The sequence below is a fragment of the Nocardia sp. NPDC050435 genome, assembly GCF_040655395.1.
Classification (GTDB): Bacteria; Actinomycetota; Actinomycetes; order Mycobacteriales; family Mycobacteriaceae; genus Nocardia.
Window position 1 is genome coordinate 494,316 of record NZ_JBFAJW010000004.1, and the last position, 22,432, is coordinate 516,747.

Here is a 22,432-nt window from a genome sequence, read left to right on the forward strand (position 1 = left end):
TCAGAGCTTCTCGATCGGACTGTGCTGCGGGATGAGCCGCACCTTGCCCGCCTCGCCGAAATCGATCAGCACGGTGGCCAGCGGCCCCGCGCCGTCGGCGGACACCACGCGACCGAGACCGTACTTGTCGTGCGTAACCCGATCGCCCACCCCGAGATTGAGGTTCTTGCCGCGCGGCGCCGCGCCGCCGGGAGCCGGGCGGCGCGGGCCGTGACTCTGGCTCTGCACGCCGGGCCGGCCACCACCCCAGCCGTCGCCGCGGGTCCAATCGCGTTCCATGCCGTCGTCGTCACCGCGCCGGCGGAACCCGCGCATCTGCTGCGACGGCGCGGGTTCCAGCCGCTGCCAATCCATCAGATGGCCCGGAATCTCCGCGAGGAAGCGGGATTCCGGGTTCTGCGAGGGCTGACCCCACGCCGAGCGGATGATCGCCCGGCTCAGGTACAGGCGCTGCCGGGCCCGGGTGATGCCGACGTAGGCCAGGCGGCGCTCCTCGGCGAGCTCGGCCGGATCGCCCAGGGCGCGCATGTGCGGGAACTGGCCGTCCTCCCAGCCGGTCACGAAAACCACCGGGAATTCGAGCCCCTTGGCGGTGTGCAAGGTCATCATGGTGACCACGCCCGTGCCCTCGTCCGGGATCTGATCGGTGTCGGCGACCAGCGAGACCCGCTCCAGGAACGCCGCGAGCGAACCCGGCTCGGGCTCGCCCTCGCCGATCTCGGGCAGCATGCCCTCGGCCCGGGCGGCCTCCGCGTTGTTGTGCGCCTCGGAGCTGAACTCCCGTGCGACGGACACCAGTTCGTTCAGGTTGTCCAGGCGCGCGCCGTCCTGCGGATCGTCGGAGGCTTCCAGCTCGCCGCGGTACCCGGTGCGCTCCAGCACCGCCTCGACCACATTGCCGACATCGGGGAAATCCAGGTCCTGCTGCACCCCGGCCGCGCGGATCTCCTCCAGCAGTTCGAGGAAACCGGCGATCGCGCGCTGCGCGCGGGTGTTCAGCAGCGCCACCTTGCCCGCGGCGGCGTCGCGCAGGGCGGCGGCGAACCCGATGTCGCGCTGTTCGGCGTGCACCGCCACGCAGGCCTCCGCGCGGTCGCCGATGCCGCGGCGCGGAGTGTTGAGGATGCGGCGCAGGCTCACCGCGTCGTCCGGGTTCTCCAGCACGCGCAGGTAGGCGACGATGTCGCGGACCTCTTTGCGCTCGTAGAACCGGACGCCGCCGACCACCTTGTAGGGCAGGCCCATCCGGATGAAGATCTCTTCCAGCGCCCGGGAATTGTTGTTGGTGCGATAGAACACCGCCACGTCGCTGTAGTTCGCGTCGCCCTGGTCGACCAGGCGGTCGATCTCGCGCGCCACGAACGAGGCTTCGTCGTGCTCGTTGTCGGCGACGTAGCCGACGATCAGATCGCCCTCGCCGGAATCGGTCCACAGCTTCTTGTCGCGGCGGTTCTCGTTGCGCGAGATGACCGCGTTGGCGGCGGAGAGAATGTGCTGGGTGGAGCGGTAGTTCTGTTCCAGCAGAATGGTTTCCGCGTCCGGGAAATCGCGCTCGAACTCCTCGATATTGCGGATGGTGGCGCCGCGGAAGGCGTAGATGGACTGGTCCGCGTCGCCGACCACGCAGAGTTCGCTCGGCGGCACCACGTCCGCGGCGGCGGCCGGGGCGAACTCCGGATCGGCGGCCGCGGCGCCGGCCTCGGCGTCGTCGAGTTCGGGCCGGGCGCGGTGGTGCCCGACCAGCTCACGCACCAGCACGTACTGCGCGTGGTTGGTGTCCTGGTACTCGTCGACCAGCACGTGCCGGAACCGGCGGCGGTAGTACTCGGCGACCTGGGGGTGCTTCTGCAGCAGCGCGACCGTCTCGCCGATCAGATCGTCGAAATCCAGGGCGTTGGCCGCGCGCAGCCGGCGCTGGTACTCGGTGTAGACCCGCGCGACCAGCCCCGGCAGCTCACCGCTGTTGTCGGTCTCCGCGTCGGCGGTGGCCTGGGCCGGATCGATCAATTCGTTCTTGAGATTGGAAATCGCGGTGGCGAGCAGGCGCGCGGAATATTTCTTCGCGTCGATGTCGAAATCGCGGCTGATCATGGTGAGCAATCGCCGGGAATCGTCGGCGTCGTAGATGCTGAAATTCGAATTCAAGCCGGGCAGCAGCGCGGCCTGCATACGCAGAATTCGCACACAGCTGGAGTGGAACGTCGACACCCACATGTTGTTGGCGCGCGGGCCGACCAGGCCCGTCACCCGCTCGCGCATCTCGGCGGCGGCCTTGTTGGTGAAGGTGATGGCCAGGATCTGGCCGGGCGTGGCGCCGCGGGCCGCGAGCAGGTAGGCGATGCGCCTGGTCAGCACGGCCGTCTTGCCCGACCCGGCGCCCGCCACGATGAGCAGCGGCCGGCCGGTGTGCACCACCGCGGCGCGCTGCTGCGGATTCAGGCCCTCCAGCAGCCGGTCGGCCTCGTCGGTGCGGCGCTGCTCACGCTCGATCCGGCGCTGCTCCTGCTCGTCGGCGCGGCGCTGCGCCTGGGCGGCGAGCGAACCCGGCGCGCCCTGGGACCCGGTGGGCCCGGCATCGGCCTGCGCGTTCTGGGTTGCGTCGGAGCGCCGGTTCCGACCGGCCTGAGTCTGGGGAGCCACCGTGATGTCCATTGCCCATCCACGCTACCGGCGGGCACCGACAAGGAAGAAGTCCCCGGCGGCTCCCGAACCGGATCACGACTCGCAAATTTGCAAAATAGAAGTGTTTTGCATTGCTTCGGACCCGTGGCACACTGGCCACATGATCTGCGCTACCGCGTCTCCGCCGAACCGGTCACTCGCCGGGTTTCGCCGCCGGACGCGATTCGAGTAGCTGAGCGCAGGATCCGGGGGGACGATGGAAGACCACAAGGTCTATCACGGGTGAAAGAACCGGAACGGACGGTAACAGCCCGCGCGCGCCAGCCGATCCATGTTCTGACACGAGGAGATGAATGATGAGCACCCCTGCCACGACGCACGGCTCCGATGCGGCGCTGCCGCAGAGCGAGGCTGAGATCGACAAGCTCCGCAAGGAGATCGACCAGCTCGACGCCGAGATCCTGGCCGCCATCAAGCGGCGCACCGAGGTCTCGCGCATCATCGGCCGTACTCGGATGGCGTCGGGCGGCCCGCGGCTGGTGCACAGCCGCGAAATGAAGGTGCTGGAACGCTTCAGTGAGCTCGGCCAGGAGGGGCACACCCTGGCCATGCTGCTCCTGCGTCTCGGTCGCGGCCGCCTCGGCCACTGAGTTCTGCCCCCGGGGGCCGCCCAGGCCCCCGCGAACCTTGCGGTGTCTGCAGCAAGACAACCGTTTCCCCAGGCCGCCCCGGGTGTTCATGCACCCCGGGGCGGTCGTTTTTTCCGCTCAGGTCAGGGCGATGTACTTGGTGTTCAGGTACTCCTCGATGCCCTCGGTGCCGCCCTCGCGGCCGAAGCCCGATTCCTTGACGCCGCCGAACGGCGCGGCCGGGTCGGAGATGACGCCCCGGTTGACGCCCACCATGCCTGACTCCAGCCCCTCGGCGATACGCAGCGCCCGGTCCAGATCGCGCGTGTAAACGTAAGCGACCAGGCCGAATTCGGTGTCGTTGGCGGCGGCGACGCCCTGCTCCTCGGTGTCGAAGCCGACGATCGGCGCGACCGGGCCGAACACCTCCTCGCGCAGGATCCGCGCGTGCGGCGGCACCTCGGTGAGGATCGTCGCCGGATAGAACCAGCCCGCGCCGCCGGGCGCCTTGCCGCCGAGCCGGACCCGCGCGCCCGCGGCGACCGCGTCTCCCACCAGTTCGGTCACGGTGGCGAGCTGGTCCTCGTTGATCAGCGGGCCCAGCGTCGTCTCCGGGTCGGAGCCCGGGCCCAGACGGACCTGATCCGACATCGCCTCGACGAGCTTGGCGGTGAACTCCTCGCGCACGCCGTTCTGCACGTGGAAGCGGTTGGCCGCGGTGCACGCCTCGCCGCCGTTGCGCAGCTTGGCCAGCATCGCGCCCTGCACGGCGGCGTCGATGTCGGCGTCGTCGAACACCACGAACGGCGCGTTGCCGCCGAGTTCCATGGAGGTGCGCAGCAGACCGTTCGCGGCCTGCTGAACGAGCTTCTTACCGACGCCGGTGGATCCGGTGAAGGTGAGCTTGCGCAGCCGCGGATCGTCCAGCAGCGGCTGCGTGACGGCCCCGGAACGGCTGGTCGTGATCACCGACAGGACGCCGTCCGGCAGGCCTGCCGCGCTGCACAGCTGCGCCAGCGCGAGCATGGTGAGCGGAGTCTCGGAGGCGGGCTTGACGATCATCGTGCAGCCGGCCGCCAGCGCGGGCCCGATCTTGCGGGTGCCCATCGCCAGGGGGAAATTCCACGGTGTGATCGCCAGACACGGCCCGACCGGCTGCTTGTGCACCATGATCCGGCCGGTGCCGGACGGTGCGTGCAGATAGCGCCCGTGCACCCGCACGGCCTCCTCGGCGAACCAGCGGAAGAACTCCGCGCCGTAGCGCACCTCGTTGCGGCTCTCCGGCAGCGCCTTGCCCATCTCGAGGGTCATCAGCAGCGCGAATTCCTCGGCGCGGGCGGTCAGCTGCTCGAAGACGGCGCGCAGGATCTCCCCGCGCTCCCGGGACGGGGTGGCGGCCCAGTCGGCCTGGGCGGCGACGGCGGCGTCGAGGGCTTTGACCGCGTCCTCGGGCGTCGCGTCGGCGACCTCGGTCAGCACGTCCCCGGTGGCCGGGTCGCGCACCGCGAAGGTGCCGCCGCCGCCGGCCTCGACGGGGCCGCCGATCCACAGGCGCGTCGGCACGGATTGCAGGAGTTCGCTCTTGGACACCATGGGCCCAGCCTAGGCCGCGTGCCCGCCGCCGCGGCGCAGGAAAACCGACGCGGACTGTGCCGCAGCGCATCCCCGGACGGCGCCGGAGGGGTGGTTTCCGTGCGCGCGCGTGCGGCTGGCAGTAACCTCGGCACTCGTGAGCAGCGACATCACCGCATCGGCGGCCTGGCGGAAACTGCACGAGCACCACGCCAGCGTGGCCGAGCGGCACCTCAGAGAGCTCTTCGCCGACGATCCGGAGCGCGGCCGTGAGCTGACGGTCGCGGTCGGTGATCTGCACATCGATTACAGCAAGCACCGCGTCACCCGGGAAACCCTGCACCTGCTGGTGCAATTGGCCGAGGAGGCCGGGGTACCGCGGCGCCGGGACGCGATGCTGCGCGGCGAGCACATCAACACCTCCGAGGACCGCGCCGTCGGGCACGTCGCGCTGCGCCTGCCCGCGGGCGAGCCCGCGCTCATCGACGGCGCCGACGCGGCCGCCGAGGTGCACGAAGTCCTGCGCCGCATGGGCGAATTCACCGACGCGCTGCGCTCGGGCCAGTGGCGCGGCGCCACCGGCGAGCGCATCACGACCGTGGTGAACATCGGCATCGGCGGCTCGGATCTGGGCCCCGACATGGTGCACCGCGCGCTGCGGCACTACGCCGACGCCGGCATCGACGCGCGCTTCGTCTCCAATGTCGATCCCGCCGACCTGGTCGCCAAACTGACCGGCCTGGATCCGGCGACCACCCTGTTCATCGTTGCGTCCAAGACGTTTTCGACGCTGGAGACGCTGACCAACGCGACCGCCGCCCGGCGCTGGCTGGTCGCCGCGCTGGGCGAGGACGCGGTCGCCAAGCATTTCGTCGCGGTGTCCACCAATGCCGAGCGGGTCGCCGAATTCGGCATCGACACCGCCAACATGTTCGGCTTCTGGGACTGGGTCGGCGGCCGCTACTCGGTGGATTCCGCGATCGGCCTGTCGGTGATGGCCACCATCGGCAAGGAGCGCTTCGCGGAGTTCCTGGCCGGAATGCACGCCGTGGACACGCATTTCGCGACCGCGCCGCTGGAGCGCAACGCGCCGGTGCTGCTCGGCCTGCTCGGTGTCTGGTACTCGAACTTCTTCGGCGCGGAATCGCGTGCGGTGCTGCCCTATTCGAACGATCTGGCGCGCTTCCCGGCCTATCTGCAACAGCTCACCATGGAGTCCAACGGCAAGTCGGTGCGCGCCGACGGGTCCCCGGTCAGCACCTCCACCGGTGAGATCTTCTGGGGCGAGCCGGGCACCAACGGCCAGCACGCCTTCTATCAGCTGCTGCACCAGGGCACCCGGCTGATCCCGGCCGATTTCCTCGGATTCGCCCGCCCCACCGACGATCTGCCCACGCGCGACGGCACCGGCAGCATGCACGACATCCTGATGAGCAACCTGTTCGCCCAGACCAAGGTGCTGGCCTTCGGCAAGACAGCGGCGGAGATCGCCGCGGAGGGCACCGATCCGGCCGTGGTGCCGCACAAGGTGATGCCGGGCAACCGCCCCAGCACCACCCTGCTCGCACCGCAGCTCACCCCGTCGGTGGTCGGTCAGCTGATCGCCCTCTACGAGCACCAGGTGTTCGTCGAGGGCACGATCTGGGGTGTCGACAGCTTCGACCAGTGGGGCGTCGAGCTGGGCAAGCAGCAGGCGCTGGAACTGGCCCCGCTGCTCACCTCCGCGGAAAAGCCCGCCTCCCAGGGCGATTCCTCCACCGACGCGCTGATCGCCTGGTATCGCGACCAGCGCTAGGCGTTATTCGAGGTAGTACCGCCCCTGGTGGCCGCGCAGGACGAGATCCGCGCGGCCGCGGGTGGCGGCGATCCGGTCCGCGTTGCGAAAATCGCTCTCGTGCACCTTCGCCCGGGCCGCGCCGACGGTGCGGCCACCGCGGATGTGCCGGCGCAGCAGCCGCTTCTCCAGCAGCCGCCGATCGGCGTCCAGGTACCAGCACTCGTCCAGCAATTTGCGCACCGCCGACCATTCCTGCCCGTCGGCGTCGTCGAACAGCAGATAGTTGCCCTCGGCGACGACGATGCGCTGGTCGGTGAAGACGATGCCGCCGGGCGTCGGTTCGTCGAGTCTGCGATCGAAGGTGGGCCACGGCACGGGGCTGCCCAGCGGCAGGTCGCGCAGGCGGCGCAGGTTCTCCACGAATCCGGCGGCGTCGAAGGTGTCCGGCTCGCCCTTGCGCGACAGCTTGTTCGCGGCCCGCAGTTCGGCGTTGCTCAGGTGGTAGCCGTCCATCGGCGCGATCTCGGCGACGGCCGCGCCCTCGCGGGTGTTGAGGGAATCGCGCAAACCTGTCGCGAATGTGGATTTCCCGGCTCCGGGCGGCCCCGCGATGCCGACCAGATAGCGGCCCGGCCCGGCGGCTGTCAGTACTCGATCGGCAAGCTGACCCCAGGACATCGCCGTCATCCCGGCAACGCTACCCGCGCCGCCGTGAAATCAGTTGGAGCAACGAATATTCAGTGCCGCGATGTCAATCGCGCTGGACGCCCAGGGAGATGCCGCGCGTGGCCAGCCACGGCACCGGGTCGACCTTGTCGACGCCGTTCAGCCAGACCTCGAAGTGGCAGTGCGGGCCGGTGGAGAAGCCGCGGTTGCCCATCGTGGCGATCTGGTCGCCCGCCATGACCCGCTGGCCCTGGGAGACGGTGGCCGTGTCGATGTGGCCGTAGATGGTGACGGTGCCGTCGTCGTGCAGCAGGCGCACCCACATGCCGAAGCCGGCGGCGGGGCCCGCCTCGATCACGGTGCCGTCGGCGACCGCGTAGATCGGGGTGCCGATCGGACCGGCGACATCGATGCCCAGATGCTGGACGCCCCAGCGGGCGCCGTAACCGGAGGTGAAGTTACCCGCGGCGAACCGCGAGAACAGCGGTCGTAGCTTGGCGGCCTCGGCGGCGGCGAGATCCTCGGCGTACTTGCGGCCCTTCTCCAGGATGTCGGAGAACTGACCGAAGTTCGCGGGCGCGGACACGTTGAGCACCTGCGGCGACACCATGGACGCGCCGGGCTCCGCCATGCTGACCGACTGTGCCGCGATCTCGTGGATCTGGCCGGAGGCTTCGTAATCGATGCTGGTGGAAGGCTGTTCGGGGGAGGCCATCGCGCACTGCCCGGCGGCCACGACCGCACCGGCGGCCACCGCGACGACCGCGGCGCGCCCCTTGAGGGCGGCCGGCGGTGCGGGCATGCGATGCGCGCCGCCGCGGCGGGCCTTGGGCGTGACGGGGAGCTCGCCGGAGTCGGGAGCCCACTCGCCGGTGGTGTCCGGGGTCCAGTCGGCGCCGGATTCGGCGGGCCATTCCTCGTCGGCGGCGGGGGCCCAGGTGTTCTCGGGCTCGGGGGACCAGGTGTCCTCGGCCGGGGGAGTCCACGGCGTCTGGTCTTGCGGCCAGTTGTCGTTGGCGGCCCAGGCGCCGCCGTCGGACCAGGAATCCTGCTGGGCCCATTCGTTGTCGGCGGCCCAGGCGTTGGAGTCGTAGCCGCCGTTGTCGTAGGCGGCGTAGTCGTCGTACTGCTCGTGTGCGGGCTCGGCGGCGGGGGCCGCGGCGGCGTACCGGCTGTTGGACGACGGGAAGGAGCGTTTTCCTTGATCGGCTACGGCGAAGGGCTCGTTGTCGTCGCGATAACGATGGCCCGTGCGAGCGCGATGTCCGGAAGCGAGGGTGGAGCGGTGATTCATCGGCGATGCCACATCGTGAAACTGGTGGAACGAGAAGGAATCCGAGCCCACAGGGAACGGCGAACCTGTGGAGTGCTGCTGTGCGTCAAAGCTTGCCGTCCTCCTGGTTGTGACCGAGTTGTGACATCGACCGCAATGACGGTAACGAAACGATTGCAGGGTCCGCAAGCGTTGCGCCCGATCGGGCCAAACATGTGACATTCATCACGGTAACAGCACGATACGACTCACGCTCGGCGGGGCACTCTGGTGAGGTTATCCGACGACGTGGCGTAGTACTAGCGCCGTCACGGGCGGGATGTCCCGGTTTACCTGGCGCGCCGTCAATAACCTACTCGCGGGTAGCGTTGGCCAGCGGTTTTGTCACGCCCCGTATCTGCCCGTGACCTGCGCCACTTAGGATGAACGTGGCCGATTGGCCCTCCATGTGACTGGTTAGAGTCCGACCCGACCCGCTTCCGACGTCGGGCCGCCAACAAAGACGTTGTCATAGCAACGCAGACGAGACGGTGAGTACATGGATCTCTTCGAATATCAGGCGAAGGAGCTCTTCGTTAAGCACGGAGTGCCTTCGTCCGAGGGCCGCGTCACGGATACAGCCGAGGACGCCCGCGCCATCGCCGAGGAAATCGGCAAGCCGGTGATGATCAAGTCCCAGGTGAAGGTCGGCGGCCGCGGTAAGGCCGGTGGCGTGAAGTACGCCGCCACCCCGGAGGACGCGTTCACGCACGCGTCGAACATCCTGGGCCTGGATATCAAGGGCCACATCACCAAGAAGATCCTTGTCGCCGAAGCCAAGGACATCGCGGAGGAGTACTACATCTCCTTCCTGCTGGATCGCTCCAACCGCACCTACCTGGCCATGTGCTCGGTGGAAGGCGGCATGGAGATCGAAGAGGTCGCCGAGAAGACCCCCGAGCGCCTCGCCAAGGTTCCCGTCGACGCCGTCAAGGGCGTCGACCTCGCGTTCGCGCGCTCCATCGCCGAGCAGGGCCACCTGCCCGCCGAGGTGCTCGACGCCGCGGCCGTGACCATCCAGAAGCTGTGGGAGGTCTTCATCGGTGAAGACGCCACCCTGGTCGAGGTCAACCCGCTGGTGCGCACCCCCGAGGGCGAGATCCTGGCCCTCGACGGCAAGGTCACCCTGGACGAGAACGCCGAGTTCCGGCAGCCCGGCCACGCGGAGTTCGCCGATATCGACGCGACCGACCCGCTCGAGCTCAAGGCCAAGGAGAACGACCTCAACTACGTCAAGCTCGACGGCGAGGTCGGCATCATCGGCAACGGCGCCGGTCTGGTCATGTCCACCCTGGACGTCGTCGCCTACGCCGGCGAGAACCACGGTGGCGTCAAGCCCGCCAACTTCCTCGACATCGGCGGCGGCGCCTCGGCCGAGGTGATGGCCGCTGGTCTGGACGTCATCCTGGGCGACGCGCAGGTCAAGAGTGTGTTCGTGAACGTCTTCGGTGGCATCACCGCCTGTGACGCGGTCGCCAACGGCATCGTCAAGGCGCTGGAGATCCTCGGCTCCGAGGCGAACAAGCCGCTGGTCGTCCGGCTCGACGGCAACCGGGTCGAGGAGGGTCGCAAGATCCTCGCCGACGCGAACCACCCGTTGGTGACGCTCGCGCAGACAATGGACGAAGGCGCCGACAAGGCCGCCGAACTGGCTGCCGCCCGCTAACGACGGCCGAGTTAAGGACAAACACAGAATGTCTATCTTCCTGAACAAGGACTCCAAGGTCATCGTCCAGGGCATCACCGGCGGCGAGGGCACCAAGCACACCGCACTGATGCTCAAGGCGGGCACCCAGGTCGTCGGCGGCGTGAACGCGCGCAAGGCCGGCACCACCGTCTCGCACGTCGACAAGGACGGCAACGCGGTCGAGCTGCCGGTCTTCGGCACCGTCGAAGAGGCCATCAAGGAGACCGGCGCGGACGTGTCGATCGCCTTCGTGCCGCCGAAGTTCTCCAAGGACGCCATCATCGAGGCCATCGACGCGGAGATCCCGCTGCTCGTGGTCATCACCGAGGGCATCCCGGTGCAGGACACCGCCTACGCGTGGGCCTACAACGTCGAGAAGGGCAACAAGACCCGGATCATCGGCCCGAACTGCCCCGGCATCATCACCCCGGGCGAGGCGCTGGTCGGCATCACCCCGGCCAACATCACGGGCAAGGGCCCGATCGGCCTGGTCTCGAAGTCGGGCACGCTGACCTACCAGATGATGTACGAGCTGCGCGATTTCGGCTTCTCCACCGCCATCGGCATCGGCGGCGACCCGGTCATCGGCACCACCCACATCGACGCCATCGAGGCGTTCGAGAAGGACCCGGAGACCAAGCTCATCGTCATGATCGGCGAGATCGGCGGCGACGCCGAGGAGCGGGCCGCGGCCTACATCAAGGAGAACGTGACCAAGCCGGTCGTCGGCTACGTCGCGGGCTTCACCGCGCCCGAGGGCAAGACCATGGGCCACGCCGGCGCCATCGTCTCCAGCGGCGGCGGTACCGCCCAGGCCAAGCAGGAGGCTCTGGAGGCCGCGGGCGTGAAGGTCGGCAAGACCCCGTCCGCGACCGCCGCGCTGGCTCGCGAGATCCTGGAAAAGGGCTAGAGATCACAGCCTGAACAGCAAATCCGTACGAAGGCCGCTCTCAGAACCTGAGGGCGGCCTTTGTATTTGGGGCTACCGCGCATCCTCGGACTGGTTGAGGGTGACCTGGGCGAGCGAGTGCAGTAGCGTCAAGAGAGGTTCCAGACGTGCGCAGCACGAAAACGATCGACCTAGGAGACGACGACATGTCATACCCGACCGGGGGCTCCGGGTACAACACACCCGCAACGCCTTCCGCACCAAGCAATCTCGGCCAGCCGGCCAGCGGCGGCGGTTCAGGTGCGAGTGCGTCCGGGTCCGAGGGCAAAGGGCTTCCGTTCTTCCTGCTCGTCGGTGTCGCCGCGCTCGGTGTCCTGAACTTCCTGTTCGGCTTCCTGCCGTACGCGTCCATCTCGGACACCAGCATCAGCGGTTTCGAATACGGCCTGGTCGGCGTGCTCGCGCTGCTGCTGTTCAGTGGTCTGCTCGCGGGCGCGTCCCTGCTGCCCGACCAGAACTGGAAGGTGCTCGCGGGCGCCGCGGCCGTCGCCGGTTTCCTCGGTGTCGCCGCCCAGACCTTCACCCTGCGTGAGGGCCTGGAGTCCGGCTTCGGCGCCTGGTTACTGCTTTTCCTGGCGCTCGTGCAGGCGGGTCTCGCCGCCGCCGTGGTGCTGTTCGACCTGGGCATCGTGAAACCGCCGGCGCCCAAGCCGGCCCAGCCCGCTCAGCCGGGCGGCTACGGTTCCCCGCAGGGCGGTTACGGCCAGCAGTCCTTCGGCGGCCAGGGCCAGCCGGGTCAGCCCTACGGCCAGCAGTCCTTCGGCGGGCAGAGCCAGGCGGGGCAGTCCTTCGGGCAGTCCGGGTACGGCAGCTCCACCGGCGGCCAATACCAGCAGCAGCAACAGCAGCAGTCCTACGGCCAGCCCTCCTACGGCCAGCAGAGCCAGCCGGGCCAGCAGCAGGCCGGTTACGGCCAGCAGTCCTACGGCCAGCAGCCCGGATACGGTGCGCAGCAGGCGGGTTCGCAGTACGGCCAGACCGCGCAGCCGCGCCCGGACGAGAGCGCCACGCAGCACTTCAGCGCCCCGCAGCCGGGCCAGTACGGCGGCACGCCGAGCTACGGCCAGCAGCAGCCGTTCGGCGGTGAGCAGGGCGAGGATCCGGCCAACAAGGCCACCCGCGCCTTCCGTCCCACGGACGACCAGCAGCAGTAGCCGGTGAGCGGCGTTGGGGCGCACGCGAGATCGTCACCCCGGCGCCCGCACCCTCTTCGCGAGCACCCGACCCCGATGTGGGGCGGGTGCTCGCGGCGCGCCTGGCCCCCTGCGCGGGGGAAAGCTGACACGCTGAATTGCCTTATGAGCGAACGGAGTGACCTCATCGATATGCGCGGCTTGTCGGGAGTTCGTGCCGGATTCGGGCGCAGCGCGGCGCGGTCCGTGCGCGAACGGCGTGATCGCCACGGGGCGCACGGCCGTTCGAGAGCAGCGAGCGGAGCCGAGCGCGGCGAGGTGCGGGCATGAACTCCTCCAGAAACAGTCTCGAACGCTGGACCGGCGGCCCCCGCCGGGAGGGAGAGGGCGAGACCGCCTCGGCCAAGTCCCGCCGCACCGCCCATTCCGGCGACGACACCGCCTTTCTCGCGCTGACCCCGGAACGTGGCCGGGCTCTGCTGCTGGTGGCCGCGCGCCCCGCTGCGCTGGCGCTGACCACGATCGTCGTGCTCGTCTTCGCCACCCTGCTGACCGCCCGCAGCGGCCTGACCGGCGCCGCCGGCGCCATCGCCGCGAGCTGGCTTGCCGCACACCAGGTTCCGCTGGTGATCGGCACCACCGATCTGGGCCTGCTGCCGCTGCTGCCGACCGGGCTGGTGCTGTGGCTGACCTGGCGCGAATGCGCCCGCGCGGTCGAACCGAACAGTTCCCGCGCCGATCTGGCCTGGTTGATCGGCGCCGCGGTGGGCGGCCCGATCCTGGTCACCGCCGTGTGCTCCGCCGTCGCCGAGGACGCCTCCGGCGTCGTCGCGCTGCAGCCGCCGAACACGCTCGCGGCCTTCGGCTGGGTGCTCGGCCTGCAATTGCTCGCCGCCTGCGGCGGCATCGCGAGCCGTTCCGGCCCGCAACTGCTCGCGCGGCTGGACCTGCCCGAGTGGTCGATGGCGGCCGGCTACGCCGCCCGCCGCACCCTGCTGCGCCTGCTCGCCTGCGGCCTCGCGGTGACGGTGCTGTCGTTCTTCCTGCACTGGTCCCGCATCGGCGACACCTACCAGCCCGCGGGCAACGCGGTGGGCGTGCTCGGCCTGACACTGCTGTCGCTGGCCTATCTGCCGAACGTGGCGCTGGGCGCGGTCGGCGTCGTGTTCGGCGCCGGCGCGCACGTCGGTGACGTGTCGATCAGCCTGTTCTCCGTTGTCGGCGGCCCGGTTCCGGCGGTCCCGGTGCTCGCGGCGCTGCCCGAGGGGCCGGCCGCCGCCTGGTGGCTGGTGCTGCTGCTGATTCCCGCGGCCGCCGGGGTGCTGAACGGCCTGGACTGCGGGCGCACTTCGCCGGACCAGGCGAGGTCGCCGTGGGCGACGCTGGTCTCGGCCGCGCTGGTCAGCATGGCGTTGACCTTGCTCGGCGCGATCGGCGGCGGTGCGCTCGGCAATTTCGGCCGGGTCGGGCTGGATCTGCCGCTGTTCGGCCTGCTGGCGTTCGGCTGGCTGGCCCTCGCCGGATACGCGGGTTTGATGTTCGCGCGCTGGTTCGTGGTGCCGGTCGGTACCGCGCCCGCCTTCGGACCGGCGGCGCCGGCCGAGGCGGCGGACAGCTACTACGACGAGCACGGCGACTACGACGAGCACGCCTACGACGACGACGGCTACTACGACGACGAGGCCGGGCAGCACGAGGACGATTACCACGACGAGGGCTACCACGAGGACGGCTACTACGACGACGACTACCCCGACTACGACGGCCCCGACCTCGAGGTCGAGATGGAGGGCGAACTCGTCGAGGAGGAGGTCGCGGCCGTCGGCCAGGCCGAGGCGGGCGCGGCGACGCCCGACATCGTGGACGCGGAAGTGGTCGAGGCGAGCGAGGTGGACCCCGATCCCGAGCCGGATCCGGACCCGCGCCCGTACTTCCGCAGCCGGTGACGCTCGAGCCCCAGCGCGCGGAGCGTGCCACATAGCCGGTAACCGGTCGAAAGTGAGCTGACCCACCCCACTAGGCTCTACGTCGGCGGCAGAGGGTGCTCCTCGGTCGCCCCACCGAATCGCAGGAGCTACCCAGCCCCGCCCGGCCCCCGATTCGCAGGAGCTGCACCGCCCCGGCGTCCCGATCCGCCGGAGCCGCACAGCCCCGGTAGTCCGATGCGCAGGAGCTCGTCCAGTCCGCGCGCGTCGACGTGCCGGAGCCCGCACAGCTTCGGCGGTCCCGATTCTCAGGAGTAGAGCCCTGACGTCTTCGACTGTCCCGTGGGTGCCCACCGCGGCACCGGCCACCGTCGTCGTGCTCGCGTCGGGCACCGGATCGTTGTTGCGCGCGCTGCTCGCGGCCGCCGGGGCGGCCGAGTATCCGGCGCGGATCGTGGCGGTCGGCGTGGACCGGCCCTGCGCGGCCACCGGCCACGCCGAGACCGCCGGCATCCCGCACTTCCAGGTGGCCCTGCCGGACTTCGCCGATCGAGCCGCGTGGGACGCCGCGCTCACGGCGGCGGTCGAGGTGTACCAGCCGGATCTGGTGGTCTCGGCCGGTTTCATGAAGATCCTGGGCCCCGCGTTCCTGGCGCGCTTCGGCGGCCGGATCATCAACACCCATCCCGCGCTGCTGCCCGCCTTCCCGGGCGCGCACGGGGTGCGCGACGCCCTCGCCTACGGGGTGAAGGTCACCGGTTCCACCGTGCACCTGGTGGATTCGGGCGTGGACACCGGGCCGATCCTCGCGCAGGAGGCGGTCACCGTGCTGCCCGGCGACGACGAGGCGAGCCTGCACGAGCGCATCAAGGTTGTCGAGCGGCGGTTGCTGGCGGAGGTTGTCGCCGCCGTCGCTACCCGAGGCATTGTCTCCGACGGACGAAAGGCAGTAATACCTCATGAGTGAGCCCACGGGGATGGCAGGAGGCTCCGCCGGACGCCGTCCGATCAAGCGCGCGCTGGTCAGCGTCTACGACAAGACCGGGCTCATCGAGCTCGCGAGCGGTCTGCACGCCGCCGGAATCGAGCTGGTGTCGACCGGTTCGACGGCGGGCAAGATCGCCGAGGCCGGCCTTCCGGTCACCAAAGTCGAAGAGCTGACCGGGTTCCCGGAGACGCTGGAGGGCCGGGTCAAGACCCTGCACCCGCGGGTGCACGCGGGCATTCTGGCCGACACCCGCAAGCAGGACCACCTGGACCAGCTCACCGAGCTGGGCGTGGCGGCGTTCGAGCTGGTGGTGGTGAACCTCTACCCGTTCACCCAGACCGTCGCGAGCGGCGCGTCGGTCGACGAGTGCGTCGAGCAGATCGATATCGGCGGCCCGTCCATGGTGCGCGCCGCCGCCAAGAACCATCCGTCGGTCGCGGTGGTGGTCTCCAGCGGCGACTACGACCAGGTGCTCGCCGCCGTGCAGGCCGGCGGGTTCACCCTCCCCGAGCGGACGGCGCTCGCGGCCAAGGCTTTTCAGCACACCGCGAGCTATGACGTGGCCGTGGCGAGCTGGATGACCAGCGTGGCGGTCCCGGCCGCCGCGCCGGAAGCCGCGGCGGCGCAGGAGTTCCCGGCCTGGGTCGGCGGCACCTGGACCCGCGCGGACGTGCTGCGTTACGGCGAGAACCCGCACCAGGCCGCGGCGCTCTACACCAGCGAGGGCGGCCCGGCGGGCCTGGCGCAGGCGGAGCAGCTGCACGGCAAGGAGATGTCCTACAACAACTACACCGACGCCGACGCGGCATGGCGCGCCGCCTTCGACTTCGACGCGCCCGCCGTCGCGGTCATCAAGCACGCCAACCCGTGCGGCATCGCGATCGGCGCGGACATCGCCGAGGCCCACCGCAAGGCGCACGCCACGGATCCGGTCTCGGCCTACGGCGGCGTGATCGCGGCCAACCGCGAGGTGTCGGTGGAGATGGCCGAGCAGGTCGCCGAGATCTTCACCGAGGTCGTCGTCGCCCCGGGGTACGCCAACGGCGCGGTGGAAGTGTTGCAGCGCAAGAAGAACGTGCGCGTGCTGGTGGCGCAACCCGCGCAGCGGGCCGGCGCGGAGCTGCGCCCGATCAGCGGCGGCGTGCTGTTGCAGCAGCGCGACATCCTGGACGCCGAAGGCGACAGCGCGGCGAACTGGACACTGGCCGCGGGCGAGGCCGCCGACGCGGCGACGCTGCGCGACCTCGAATTCGCCTGGCGCGCCTGCCGGGCCGTGAAGTCCAACGCCATCCTGCTCGCCAACGACGGCGCCGCCGTCGGCGTGGGCATGGGGCAGGTGAACCGCGTCGACTCCTGCAAGCTCGCCGTGGAGCGCGCCGGTGACCGCGCCAAGGGCTCGGTCGCGGCCTCGGACGCCTTCTTCCCGTTCTCGGACGGCCCGCAGATCCTGGCGGCGGCCGGGGTGCGCGCGATCGTGCATCCGGGCGGCTCCATCCGCGACAAGGACACCATCGAGCTGTGCCGGGAGCAGGGCATCACCCTGTACCTCACGGGATCTCGGCACTTCGCGCACTGAGCGCGGCCCGTTCGAACGCCACGCCGGTACCGTCCGGCGTGGCGTTCGCCGTCTCCGGTCCCGGAAACGCGCTGCCGCCGATTGCCCGGATTTCCGATGCGGATTTCGTAGGCTGACCGCATGTTCCAGGGAGCGGCCGCGCGCTGTGCGGTGATCGTGGCGGTGACGTTCTCGGCGCTCACCGTCGCCGACGACGGCCGGGCCGGGGCCGAGCCGATCGCACCGCGGACGGTTCCCACGGCCAAGAACTGGGTGCGCGGCGACGCGGAGTTCGTGCTGGGCGCGCGGGCACGGGTGCTGTACTCCGACGCGGTACTGGGTGACACCGCCGCGGAATTCGCCGACGGGCTGCGCACGGCCACCGGCAAGGACGTTGTCGCGCAGGCGGGTTCGGCAGGTGCGGCAGGCGACATCGTGCTGCGCCTGGGGCCGGTGCCGGGTGCGCCCGAGACGCTCGAGAGCTACCGGATGGTGGTCGGCCCGACCCTGGAGTTGCAGGGCGCCGGGGCGGCCGGCGCGTTCTACGCCACCCGCTCGGCGCTGCAACTGCTGCGCGGTGCGGCCCCGATTCCCGGTGGCGTCGTGACCGATTGGCCCGACTACGCCGAACGCAGCCTGATGCTGGACGTGGGGCGGCAGTACCTGCCCCCGGACCTGGTGCGCGCCCAGATCCGGCGCATGGGCATGCTGAAACTGAATGTGTTGCACCTGCACCTGTCGGACACCTTCGGATTCCGGCTGGAGAGCACCCGGCACCCGGCCATCACTGCGGCGCAGCACTATTCGAAGCAGGAGATCCGCGATCTGATCGCCTACGCGGCGCGGTACCAGGTCGAGATCGTGCCCGAGGTCGATTTCCCGGGCCACATGAACGGCATTCTGGCCGCCTACCCGGAACTGAAACTGCGCAGCGCCGCGGGCGTGGTCTCCGACGCCGCGATCGATATCTCCGACCCGCGCAGCTACGACCTGATGCGCGACATCCTGGCGGAGTTCCTGCCGCTGTTCCCGGGGCGGTACTGGCATCTCGGCGCGGACGAGTTCCTGCTCGACGGGCTGAAAGTCAGCGGCTACGAGGACTATCCACAGCTGGGAGCGTATGCGCGCGCGGCCTACGGTCCGCAGGCCGAACCGGTCGACGCGTTGCTCGGGCTGATCAACTGGGGGGCCGATATCGTGCGCGCGCACGGGAAACGGCCGCGCATCTGGAACGACGGGTTGCACACGGGCGCGGGCACGCTCGCGATCGGCGGCGACATCGTCATCGACTACTGGAGCCGCGCCGGCGTCGCGCAGCTACCGCTGCCGTTCTTCGGAACCGCCCGCACGCCACAGGATCTGATCGCCGCCGGACATCAGGTGAAGAACGCCGCGTTCCTGCCGACCTACTTCGTGGCCGGCGGCCCGGCCGCCGTGGTCGCCAACCAGCCGCCGGTGTTCGGTTACGAGCTGTGGGATCCGGCGGTGTTCGTGGACGGCTCCCGGCTCACGCCCGCGCAGAACGCCGCGAATCTCGGTTCCGGTCTGCACGTCTGGTGCGACGATCCCACCGCGCGGACGCCGGAGCAGATCGCGGCGGCGATCACCGTGCCGCTGCGGGTGCTGGCGCAGAAGACCTGGGGCCCGCCCCATCCCACCGGTTACGCGGAATTCACGGCGCTGGCCGAGGCGATCGCCGAACCGATCTCCTGATTCAGCTCGCGCTCAGCACTTTCCGGTCGCCGAGTGGCGCCCGCAGCGTGACCTCCAGGGTGCCGAAGACGACCTCCATGGTGCACATCCGGCCGACGGCGTCGGCGCGGGTGCCCGAGCGCAGCTCGATGGTGACGGTCTCGCCGGATTCGGTGGTGGTGGCGTCCACGCCGTAGCAGGCGGGGTTGCCGGTCTGGAAGTTGATCGCGATCCGGTCGGGGACGACGCGCTGCCACGAGGTGAACGGAATCGGGTGCGGGGTAACGATTGTGGGGTCCGCCGTGAAGATCTTGCCCGGCTTCGCGTCGGCGTCCTCGGTGGGCGTGGCCGCGGCGCTGCTGCTCGTCGCGCTCGAATTCCGCTGCGCGCCATCGGTACCGGAATCGCCGCAGCCGGTGAGGCCCAGCGCCAGGACCAGGGCGGGCAGGAGAGTGCGGGCAGCCCGCGTCCGATGCATGGGGGCGAGCCTAATCCAGTTCGCCGCAGCCCCCGGATCCGGCACGGCGGTTATTGTTCGGCAAATCGCTGGGCGGAATCCCCGGCGCGGCCGTCGGTGCACGCTAGATTCGCCCCCGTGCGCGCCCCGAGCGGGCGGCGCCCTGGCAGGTATTCCGCATTTCGGCGAAAGGACGATCATGGGCGACACACTGCGCGTCGGCGAAGAACTCGGGCTCGGTCAATCCCTCACCGGCGGCGCCTACACGCTCGCGCTGCAGCCGGACGGCAACCTGGTGCTGTCCGAGCCGGGCGGGAACGTCGTGTGGGCGGCCCAGACTCACGGCCAGGACGTGCAGCGGGCGGTGCTGCAGGACGACGGCAACTTCGTGCTCTACAAGGGTGACGGCTCGGCCGCCTGGTCCACCGAGACCAACGGCAAGAGCGTCGACCGGCTGACCGTGCAGGCCGATCGCAACGTGGTGCTGTACGGCGGCGACGGCGGCGCGGTCTGGGCCACCGACACCAAGACCGACAATCCGATCGCGGCGGAGCCGGAGCCCGCGGCGGCGGCCGCACCGGCGGGCGGTGGCGGCCAGACCTACACCGTCGAACCGGGCGACACCATGTGGGCGATCGCCGAGCGCTTCCTGGGCGACGGCAACCGCTACCAGGAGATCGCCAACGCCAGCGGCATCGACAACCCGGATTCGATCCAGCCGGGTCAGGAACTCAAGATTCCGTAACCCCGGAAACGAACGAGCGGGCCCCGAAGGAGTTCGGGGCCCGCTGTCGTCGGTGTGGGACTACCGGCTGGTGAACGGGAGCAGCGCCATCTCGCGGGCGTTCTTCACCGCGACGGCGACCTGCCGCTGCTGCTGCGGGGTCAGCCCGGTGACGCGCCGGCTGCGGATCTTGCCGCGGTCGGAGATGAAGGTGCGCAACAGGTTCACGTCTTTGTAGTCCACGGTTTCGATCCCCGCGGCGATCAGCGGGTTCTTCTTGGGCTTGCGGGCCTGCTCGGCGCGAACCTTCTTCGACGGTGCTCGTTTGACTGCCATATCGGGTTCCTTTTGGCGGGATCGGTGGTTTACCAGCTCGACTTGCTCACACCGGGCAACTCGCCCCGGTGGGCCATCTCGCGCACACGCACACGGGAGAGTCCGAACTTCCGGAGGTGACCGCGCGGACGTCCATCCGCGGCGTCCCGATTGCGCAATCGTACCGGACTGGCATCGCGGGGCAGGCGCTGCAGCGCGCTCCGCGCCTCGGCCCGCTGTTCCTCGGGAGTGGAGGGCTTGCGGATCAGTTCCTTCAGCTCGGCGCGGCGAGCCGCGTAGCGAGCCACCACTTCTCGCCGCTGCTCGTTCCGCGCGATCTTCGACTTCTTCGCCATCAGCGCTCCTCCCGGAAGTCCACGTGCTTGCGCACGACAGGGTCGTATTTCTTCAGCACCATGCGATCCGGGTCGTTGCGCCGGTTCTTGCGGGTGACGTAGGTGTAGCCGGTACCGGCGGTGGACTTCAGCTTGACGATCGGCCGCAGCTCGGTCGATTTCGATGCCATCGCGGCCTCCTAGATCTTCTCGCCGCGGGCGCGCAGCCGGGCGACGACCGCCTCGATGCCGTCCCGATCGATGGTCTTGATGCCCTTGGTGGAGACGGTCAGCGTGATGCGCCGGTCCTCGCTGGGCAGGTAGTAGGTCTTGCGCTGGATATTGGGGTTCCAGCGCCGGTTCGTCCGCTTGTGCGAGTGCGACACGGACTTGCCGAAACCGGGTTTACGCCCGGTGACCTGGCAGTGGGCCGACATGCGGGCTCCCTCCAGTAGATGACAATCATTTTCGACAACGACTGATTCAGACTGTACCGTTGCTCTTCGGTTAATGGAAATCGTTGTCGAAAGGAGTTCCGGTGGCTGTTCACGAACGCACGCCGGTCGTGCTGATCGCGGGCTTCGCGGGACGCGCCACCGCGGGCGTGCGGCACCTGGCCGCGGCGCTGGGGGAGCAGGCGGGCACGGTCGTGGTCCGCCACGATCTGAGCGCGCTGCGCGAAGGCATCGTGCGCCGCACGACTTGGCAGGACGGACAGGAGAGCACCGAGGTGCTGGAGCTGGCGCACGGGTGCGTTTCCTGCACGCTGCGCGCCGACCTGCTGCCGCTGCTGTGCCGGCTGGCCGCCCGGGATTCGGTGCGCCGCGTGGTGCTGGCGCTGGATCCGGCGTTCGAGGCCGAGGCCGTGTGCCAGGCCATCGAGGGCGTGGTGGTGACCGGCGTCGTCGGTCGCGTCGACGGGCCCGCGGCTCGCGAGGTCCGCGTCCAGGCCGTGCTGACCTGCCTGGACACCCAGAGCTGGCTGGCCGACGCGACCGGCGACGAGACGCTGGCCGAGCGCGGATTGGCCGCCGCCGACGACGATCGCACGGTCGCGCAGGTGGCGCTCGGCCAGGTGGACTTCGCCGATGCGCTGGTCGCGCTGGGCCCGCCCGTCGACGCGTTGGACCAGGATCGGCTCACGGCGGTGCTGGCGCGGCTGGTGCCCGACGCGCCCGTCCGCTGGACCGATGACCTCGCCACCGTCACCACCGCGGACGTGGAGACGCTCCTGACGCGCATCCCCGCCGGTTCCCGCCGCGGCCGCACCTTCGACGCGCACGCGCCGCTGCTGCGCGGCCTGCCGCCGCTGCACACCGAACACGGCGTCACCCTCGTCGAATTCGCCGCGAGCCGCCCGTTCCATCCCGAACGGCTGCACGAGGCCCTGGACGTGCTGTTCGAGGGCGTGGTCACCGCCCGCGGCCGGATGTGGCTGGCCACCCAGCCGGACGAGGTGGTGTGGCTGGAGTCGGCGGGCGGCGGACTGCGCGTCGGCGGCGCCGGGCGCTGGCTGGCCGCGATGACGGCGGACGAAGTGGCGCGGGCGGATCCGGATCGGCGGGCGCTGGCGGCGCTGCGCTGGGACGACACCTTCGGCGACCGCGACGTCTCGCTGGTGATCCTGGCGCACGACGCCGATCCGGCCGACATCCGGCACGCCCTGCACTGGGCGCTGGTCGAGGACGACGAGTTGCGCCTGGTCGAGCGCGCCCCCGAGCGGGTGGCGCAATGGTCCGACCCGTTCGGCGCCTGGCACGAAGATCCCTGCGCCGACCCGGAATCGGCGCCGGCGCAATCCAAATCTCAGAGAGGAGAAGGCAAGTGAAACCAGGAATCCATCCGGACTACCATCCCGTGGTCTTCGAGGATCAGAGCACCGGCAAGCGGTTTCTGACCCGATCGACCGCCACCGGCACCCGCACCGTCGAATGGTCCGACGGCAACACCTATCCGCTGCTGGTGGTCGACGTCACCGCGGATTCGCATCCGTTCTGGACCGGCACCAGCCGCGTGCTGGACGCACAGGGCCGGGTGGAGAAGTTCGAACGCAAATACGGCCGGCGCACGCCGCGCCGGGGCAAGGAGGGCTGA

General features: G+C 69.9%; 21 protein-coding genes. 12 read left to right on the plus strand and 9 right to left on the minus strand.

What is annotated here, in order from left to right:
- Nucleotides 1–2,652, minus strand: a complete 2,652-nt coding sequence (pcrA, locus tag AB0I43_RS14645; protein ID WP_357432168.1) for a DNA helicase PcrA — start codon at nt 2,650–2,652, stop codon at nt 1–3.
- Nucleotides 2,653–2,978: 326 nt separating this feature from the next.
- Here pcrA and AB0I43_RS14650 point away from each other — a divergent pair, with 326 nt between their 5' ends.
- A complete protein-coding gene (locus AB0I43_RS14650; RefSeq protein ID WP_356973264.1) occupies nt 2,979–3,272 on the plus strand; it encodes a chorismate mutase in 294 nt (97 codons plus the stop codon).
- Between the two features lie 117 nt (nt 3,273–3,389).
- Here the strand turns inward: AB0I43_RS14650 and AB0I43_RS14655 are convergent, their stop codons facing one another.
- On the minus strand, nt 3,390–4,844 hold the full coding sequence (locus AB0I43_RS14655; RefSeq protein WP_356973265.1) for an NAD-dependent succinate-semialdehyde dehydrogenase: 1,455 nt from the start codon (nt 4,842–4,844) through the stop codon (nt 3,390–3,392).
- Nucleotides 4,845–4,980: 136 nt separating this feature from the next.
- On the opposite strand from AB0I43_RS14655, the gene pgi reads away from it, so the two are divergent.
- Entirely contained in the window at nt 4,981–6,618 is a 1,638-nt protein-coding gene (pgi, locus tag AB0I43_RS14660) for a glucose-6-phosphate isomerase (RefSeq protein ID WP_356973266.1), read from the plus strand.
- Nucleotides 6,619–6,621: 3 nt separating this feature from the next.
- Here the strand turns inward: pgi and AB0I43_RS14665 are convergent, their stop codons facing one another.
- Together AB0I43_RS14665 and AB0I43_RS14670 are read right to left on the minus strand one after the other, a co-directional pair.
- On the minus strand, nt 6,622–7,287 hold the full coding sequence (locus AB0I43_RS14665) for a nucleoside/nucleotide kinase family protein (protein WP_356973267.1): 666 nt from the start codon (nt 7,285–7,287) through the stop codon (nt 6,622–6,624).
- Nucleotides 7,288–7,351: 64 nt separating this feature from the next.
- A complete protein-coding gene (locus tag AB0I43_RS14670) occupies nt 7,352–8,560 on the minus strand; it encodes a M23 family metallopeptidase (protein ID WP_356973706.1) in 1,209 nt (402 codons plus the stop codon).
- A gap of 517 nt (nt 8,561–9,077) precedes the next feature.
- Between AB0I43_RS14670 and sucC the strand changes: the two genes are divergently transcribed.
- The 7 genes from sucC (at nt 9,078) to AB0I43_RS14705 (ending at nt 18,528) form a co-directional block, all read left to right on the plus strand.
- The gene (gene sucC, locus AB0I43_RS14675) at nt 9,078–10,244 is read left to right on the plus strand and encodes an ADP-forming succinate--CoA ligase subunit beta (RefSeq protein ID WP_356973268.1); all 1,167 of its coding nucleotides are present in this window, start codon (nt 9,078–9,080) and stop codon (nt 10,242–10,244) included.
- A gap of 28 nt (nt 10,245–10,272) precedes the next feature.
- Nucleotides 10,273–11,175, plus strand: coding sequence for a succinate--CoA ligase subunit alpha (sucD, locus tag AB0I43_RS14680; RefSeq protein ID WP_356973269.1), 903 nt, complete (start codon nt 10,273–10,275; stop codon nt 11,173–11,175).
- A gap of 185 nt (nt 11,176–11,360) precedes the next feature.
- On the plus strand, nt 11,361–12,368 hold the full coding sequence (locus AB0I43_RS14685) for a DUF5336 domain-containing protein (protein ID WP_356973270.1): 1,008 nt from the start codon (nt 11,361–11,363) through the stop codon (nt 12,366–12,368).
- A gap of 305 nt (nt 12,369–12,673) precedes the next feature.
- A complete protein-coding gene (locus AB0I43_RS14690; protein ID WP_356973271.1) occupies nt 12,674–14,293 on the plus strand; it encodes a DUF6350 family protein in 1,620 nt (539 codons plus the stop codon).
- Nucleotides 14,294–14,576: 283 nt separating this feature from the next.
- Nucleotides 14,577–15,239 (plus strand): phosphoribosylglycinamide formyltransferase, encoded by a 663-nt coding sequence (gene purN, locus AB0I43_RS14695; protein WP_357432287.1) that lies wholly within the window; start codon nt 14,577–14,579, stop codon nt 15,237–15,239.
- On the plus strand, nt 15,232–16,836 hold the full coding sequence (purH, locus tag AB0I43_RS14700) for a bifunctional phosphoribosylaminoimidazolecarboxamide formyltransferase/IMP cyclohydrolase (protein WP_356973272.1): 1,605 nt from the start codon (nt 15,232–15,234) through the stop codon (nt 16,834–16,836). The genes purN and purH overlap by 8 nt, the downstream gene beginning before the upstream one ends.
- A 120-nt stretch (nt 16,837–16,956) precedes the next feature.
- The gene (locus AB0I43_RS14705; protein WP_356973273.1) at nt 16,957–18,528 is read left to right on the plus strand and encodes a family 20 glycosylhydrolase; all 1,572 of its coding nucleotides are present in this window, start codon (nt 16,957–16,959) and stop codon (nt 18,526–18,528) included.
- A 1-nt stretch (nt 18,529) separates the two neighbouring features.
- Here AB0I43_RS14705 and AB0I43_RS14710 read toward each other — a convergent pair whose 3' ends face one another.
- Nucleotides 18,530–18,985, minus strand: a complete 456-nt coding sequence (locus tag AB0I43_RS14710) for a hypothetical protein (RefSeq protein WP_356973274.1) — start codon at nt 18,983–18,985, stop codon at nt 18,530–18,532.
- Between the two features lie 178 nt (nt 18,986–19,163).
- On the opposite strand from AB0I43_RS14710, the gene AB0I43_RS14715 reads away from it, so the two are divergent.
- A complete protein-coding gene (locus AB0I43_RS14715; protein WP_356973275.1) occupies nt 19,164–19,709 on the plus strand; it encodes a LysM peptidoglycan-binding domain-containing protein in 546 nt (181 codons plus the stop codon).
- Nucleotides 19,710–19,769: 60 nt separating this feature from the next.
- On the opposite strand, the gene rpsR is transcribed toward AB0I43_RS14715, so the two are convergent.
- From rpsR to rpmB, 4 genes are read right to left on the minus strand one after another with little or no spacing between them, the layout of a single operon-like run.
- A complete protein-coding gene (gene rpsR / locus AB0I43_RS14720; RefSeq protein WP_036540059.1) occupies nt 19,770–20,024 on the minus strand; it encodes a 30S ribosomal protein S18 in 255 nt (84 codons plus the stop codon).
- A gap of 29 nt (nt 20,025–20,053) precedes the next feature.
- Nucleotides 20,054–20,359: a 30S ribosomal protein S14 gene (gene rpsN / locus AB0I43_RS14725; RefSeq protein WP_356973276.1), complete on the minus strand. Its 306-nt coding sequence runs from the start codon at nt 20,357–20,359 to the stop codon at nt 20,054–20,056.
- Nucleotides 20,359–20,529, minus strand: a complete 171-nt coding sequence (gene rpmG / locus AB0I43_RS14730; protein ID WP_194815936.1) for a 50S ribosomal protein L33 — start codon at nt 20,527–20,529, stop codon at nt 20,359–20,361. Before rpmG ends, rpsN begins: the two co-directional genes overlap by 1 nt.
- A 9-nt stretch (nt 20,530–20,538) precedes the next feature.
- On the minus strand, nt 20,539–20,775 hold the full coding sequence (gene rpmB / locus AB0I43_RS14735; RefSeq protein ID WP_356973277.1) for a 50S ribosomal protein L28: 237 nt from the start codon (nt 20,773–20,775) through the stop codon (nt 20,539–20,541).
- A 101-nt stretch (nt 20,776–20,876) separates the two neighbouring features.
- Between rpmB and AB0I43_RS14740 the strand changes: the two genes are divergently transcribed.
- Complete coding sequence (locus tag AB0I43_RS14740; protein ID WP_356973278.1) at nt 20,877–22,166, plus strand: GTP-binding protein; 1,290 nt, start codon at nt 20,877–20,879, stop codon at nt 22,164–22,166.
- Entirely contained in the window at nt 22,163–22,432 is a 270-nt protein-coding gene (locus tag AB0I43_RS14745) for a type B 50S ribosomal protein L31 (protein ID WP_356973279.1), read from the plus strand. The genes AB0I43_RS14740 and AB0I43_RS14745 overlap by 4 nt, the downstream gene beginning before the upstream one ends.

Coding starts and splice junctions, on each gene's coding strand:
- pcrA (WP_357432168.1), bottom strand. CDS start 2,652: ATGGACATCACGGTGGCTCCCCAGACTCAGGCCGGTCGGAACCGGCGC.
- AB0I43_RS14650 (WP_356973264.1), top strand. CDS start 2,979: ATGAGCACCCCTGCCACGACGCACGGCTCCGATGCGGCGCTGCCGCAG.
- AB0I43_RS14655 (WP_356973265.1), bottom strand. CDS start 4,844: ATGGTGTCCAAGAGCGAACTCCTGCAATCCGTGCCGACGCGCCTGTGG.
- AB0I43_RS14665 (WP_356973267.1), bottom strand. CDS start 7,287: ATGACGGCGATGTCCTGGGGTCAGCTTGCCGATCGAGTACTGACAGCC.
- AB0I43_RS14670 (WP_356973706.1), bottom strand. CDS start 8,560: ATGAATCACCGCTCCACCCTCGCTTCCGGACATCGCGCTCGCACGGGC.
- sucC (WP_356973268.1), top strand. CDS start 9,078: ATGGATCTCTTCGAATATCAGGCGAAGGAGCTCTTCGTTAAGCACGGA.
- sucD (WP_356973269.1), top strand. CDS start 10,273: ATGTCTATCTTCCTGAACAAGGACTCCAAGGTCATCGTCCAGGGCATC.
- AB0I43_RS14685 (WP_356973270.1), top strand. CDS start 11,361: ATGTCATACCCGACCGGGGGCTCCGGGTACAACACACCCGCAACGCCT.
- AB0I43_RS14690 (WP_356973271.1), top strand. CDS start 12,674: ATGAACTCCTCCAGAAACAGTCTCGAACGCTGGACCGGCGGCCCCCGC.
- purH (WP_356973272.1), top strand. CDS start 15,232: ATGAGTGAGCCCACGGGGATGGCAGGAGGCTCCGCCGGACGCCGTCCG.
- AB0I43_RS14705 (WP_356973273.1), top strand. CDS start 16,957: ATGTTCCAGGGAGCGGCCGCGCGCTGTGCGGTGATCGTGGCGGTGACG.
- AB0I43_RS14710 (WP_356973274.1), bottom strand. CDS start 18,985: ATGCATCGGACGCGGGCTGCCCGCACTCTCCTGCCCGCCCTGGTCCTG.
- AB0I43_RS14715 (WP_356973275.1), top strand. CDS start 19,164: ATGGGCGACACACTGCGCGTCGGCGAAGAACTCGGGCTCGGTCAATCC.
- rpsR (WP_036540059.1), bottom strand. CDS start 20,024: ATGGCAGTCAAACGAGCACCGTCGAAGAAGGTTCGCGCCGAGCAGGCC.
- rpsN (WP_356973276.1), bottom strand. CDS start 20,359: ATGGCGAAGAAGTCGAAGATCGCGCGGAACGAGCAGCGGCGAGAAGTG.
- rpmG (WP_194815936.1), bottom strand. CDS start 20,529: ATGGCATCGAAATCGACCGAGCTGCGGCCGATCGTCAAGCTGAAGTCC.
- rpmB (WP_356973277.1), bottom strand. CDS start 20,775: ATGTCGGCCCACTGCCAGGTCACCGGGCGTAAACCCGGTTTCGGCAAG.